The organism is Corallococcus carmarthensis (genome assembly GCF_003611695.1).
Lineage (GTDB): Bacteria > Myxococcota > Myxococcia > Myxococcales > Myxococcaceae > Corallococcus > Corallococcus carmarthensis.
Window position 1 is genome coordinate 1 of the sequence record NZ_RAWE01000486.1, and the last position, 240, is coordinate 240.

At 75.8% G+C, this 240-nt stretch carries 1 protein-coding gene; it reads left to right on the plus strand.

Features of this window, described 5'->3' with window-relative positions; genetic code table 11:
* Window positions 1–240, plus strand: a 240-nt coding sequence (locus D7X32_RS44610) for a hypothetical protein (protein WP_208752786.1), incomplete at both ends; no start/stop codon positions are given.

The window sequence follows — 240 nt, forward strand, 5'->3', positions numbered from 1 at the left end:
TGGCTGACGGATGCGTCGGAGCGGGGCCTCTTGGAGACGCTGGGGGCGTTCCGGCAGCCGGAGGCGCTGACGGGGCCGCAGCAGGCGTTGTTGCGCGTGCTGGAGCGCGAGGGCCGCATCGAGGCCCTGTCGGTGGAGGACTGGGAGGAGCGCGAGCGGCTGCGGCGCGAGGAGGAGCTGCGGCAGGCGGAGGAGGAGGCCTGGGCCATCGAGGAGGCACGCCGGCGCGCGGAGGCGGAG